The following is a 2339-nucleotide window of genomic DNA, read 5'->3' as shown; positions in this document are numbered from 1 at the left end:
TCGGGCCGACTGGGCCTATTGGCTAATTTTCGCGAGGAAATGCGCGGCGAGATGGGTGGAGCGAGGTTAACACAAATGATCAAACAGGCACGGCCGGGCAACTACGAGATGCGGCACGCATCGCGCCTTCCTGTCTCCCTCGTCGTGACTGCCGAACATCGTCGTCTGGGCGAGATCAAACTCAATATCCGGAACATCTCCGCGCAAGGTTTCATGGTGCAAGGCGGTCTCGACCTGCAGCGCGGCGAGCGGCTCGAAGTTCATCTTCCAATTGTCGGACGTATGGATGCGCTCCTGGTCTGGTCACACGACGGGCGCACCGGTTTCCAGCTCGAAAGGGTCATGCGGGACGAGGACCTGCGCAGGCTCGTCCGGCAATTCCAGGATGAGCCCTGCATTCGCGATCATTGATAGCGGCGTGGAGATGATGCCTGGCACGAAAGGCAAACTGGAGTGCCAGACAGGTGTGCTGGCCAGCGGCGTTCTGGCTTTGGCCTTCCCATGGGCCTTTTCGCATCCACCGATGATCTCGGTGCCATTTATGCAAGCATGCTTGATTTTTACGACCCTGGATCAATCCTTAGCGGAAGGTGCTTACCGCGGAAGGTGGGGTTCCTATGGCCTGGCGGCGCGCGCCGCGCGAGCATTGTCACCAGATTGCGGTATGGAAAGCCTGCTCTGATCGCTGGCTTCCGCTCGTGATCGATACAAGGGTCTCCAAGGTTGCCGCATCGCTTGGGCCAGCGCCTCACCATGCGGGATGAGGCGCTGGAACGAGGACTATCCGTTAAGCTTGTCCTTGACCGCCTTGGCGGGCGAGAACGCCAGCTTCTTCGAAGCAGCAATCTGGATCGTTGCGCCAGTCGACGGATTGCGTCCTTCGCGTGCCGGGGTGTCCTTCACCTTGAATTTCCCGAATGCATTGATGGACACTTCCTCGCCCTTGGCTGCGGCATCGGCGATGGCGGCGAAGACACCGTCGACCAGCTTGCGGGCGTCGGACTTGGTCAAACCGCTATCGGCGGCAAGGACATCTGCAAGATCGTTGTTGTTCACCGGGGCTATTCCTTCTGCGTAATGGGATGTGCTTGTTAGACGTCGGAGAACGTCTCAACCATCCGCGCCTGCAGTTCACCCACGATTTTGGCCGCGGATCGCTTGAATCAGGGATACGGTGTTTGGCTTATATTGATGGCGACAGGGCGGGGACGGGTAAGGACGGGGCAGTTGTTTCTGAAGCGTCTGTTAGAAATCGGTATTGGTAGCCGTATTCAAACCGGAAATGGCAAGCTGGACAGCCTCGCAGGCCACATCGCAGTGGATGCGAAATGGAATATAGAAATCGATTTTTGACAAATGCTGTTTGCTAACTTTACTTAATAAAATTATGAACCTAGTGTCCGTCGGTCTTTGCACTTATCGGGGAGAAAGTCGCAATGGGTCGCTCCACGCCGGACGAAAATCGTGACGACAATGATCACGACGTTAGCAAATCGGACCGCCGAGACAGTGATCGCACGCGAACGATTTATCGCCTTGTTCAGATCGAGCGAGAGGGCGATGAAGGCTTGGGCCGATGCCGCAATATATCCGATGGCGGCATGTCGTTACGCTTGTCGATGCCGGTGGACCTGAATGATCGGCTGTCGATCGCATTTTCACCGTCGGTAAAGCTCTCAGGGCAGGTGGTATGGACCAACGGCGACGAGTGCGGCGTCAAGTTCGATCAACCCATCGACAGCTCGCAGATCTTGAGCAGCACCTCGCAAGAGGCGAGGGCCGAAGGGGCACGGGCACCGCGGTTGAAGGCAAATGTCCCCGGCAAAGTGATCTTTGACGATCAAGTGCTGCAAACGGTAGTTCTCGATCTTTCGCAAAGAGGTGCGAAGATCACCCATGATGGCCGGTTCAAGCATGGTCTCAGGGTGAAGATCCTGCTCGATTCCGGTTACGAGCGCGATGGCATCGTCCAGTGGGCCAAGGACAATTTTGCAGGCATATTCCTCATCGATCCCTTCAGTGTCGATGATCTGGGATCGATCGAGCGCCTGAAGTTGCAATCTGAAGCCGGTAACAAGGACAAAAAATGCTCCTGATCGCCTGAGGCGCAGCGTAAGGAGCAAGGGTGCCCGAGTCTGCCGAGACTGTGCGGGCTTGGGCTGCTTCATGAGACCCGTTGCGGGAAACCTTGTCCAAGCGAGCGCCTGTTCACGATGACAGAGCTCGGGTCCGCACCCACAACCATGGCGACGGATGAGGACCGGCGAGGATTGATCCGGCATTGAAACAGAGGCGTTATCGGCGCCGTCGATAGGGTTCGCAGGCAACTCCATCACCAT

Annotated in this window: 5 protein-coding genes; 4 read left to right on the top strand and 1 reads right to left on the bottom strand. The window is 56.9% G+C overall.

Going from position 1 to position 2339, the window contains the following annotated elements; genetic code table 11:
- A partial coding sequence (locus SPHV1_RS24195; RefSeq protein ID WP_231634854.1) for a PilZ domain-containing protein occupies positions 1-411 on the top strand: 411 nt, incomplete at its 5' end.
- Positions 386-682, top strand: a complete 297-nt coding sequence (locus SPHV1_RS25270) for a hypothetical protein (protein WP_156367457.1) — start codon at positions 386-388, stop codon at positions 680-682. The genes SPHV1_RS24195 and SPHV1_RS25270, both read left to right, overlap by 26 nt.
- 98 nt (positions 683-780) lie before the next feature.
- Here SPHV1_RS25270 and SPHV1_RS24190 read toward each other — a convergent pair whose 3' ends face one another.
- Positions 781-1056: an HU family DNA-binding protein gene (locus SPHV1_RS24190; protein ID WP_054948542.1), complete on the bottom strand. Its 276-nt coding sequence runs from the start codon at positions 1054-1056 to the stop codon at positions 781-783.
- A 171-nt stretch (positions 1057-1227) separates the two neighbouring features.
- Between SPHV1_RS24190 and SPHV1_RS26035 the strand changes: the two genes are divergently transcribed.
- Both SPHV1_RS26035 and SPHV1_RS24185 read left to right on the top strand, forming a co-directional pair.
- A complete protein-coding gene (locus SPHV1_RS26035; RefSeq protein ID WP_255352318.1) occupies positions 1228-1353 on the top strand; it encodes a hypothetical protein in 126 nt (41 codons plus the stop codon).
- Between the two features lie 83 nt (positions 1354-1436).
- The gene (locus SPHV1_RS24185; RefSeq protein WP_054948541.1) at positions 1437-2096 is read left to right on the top strand and encodes a PilZ domain-containing protein; all 660 of its coding nucleotides are present in this window, start codon (positions 1437-1439) and stop codon (positions 2094-2096) included.
- The last annotated feature ends 243 nt before the right edge of the window (positions 2097-2339 follow it).

It is taken from the genome of Novosphingobium sp. KN65.2, from assembly GCF_001368935.1.
Taxonomy (GTDB): Bacteria; Pseudomonadota; Alphaproteobacteria; order Sphingomonadales; family Sphingomonadaceae; genus Novosphingobium; species Novosphingobium mathurense.
Note: the sequence above shows the minus strand (reverse complement) of the source record. Positions and strands in the feature narration are given on the sequence as shown.

Coding starts and splice junctions, on each gene's coding strand:
- SPHV1_RS25270 (WP_156367457.1), top strand. CDS start 386: ATGAGCCCTGCATTCGCGATCATTGATAGCGGCGTGGAGATGATGCCT.
- SPHV1_RS24185 (WP_054948541.1), top strand. CDS start 1,437: ATGGGTCGCTCCACGCCGGACGAAAATCGTGACGACAATGATCACGAC.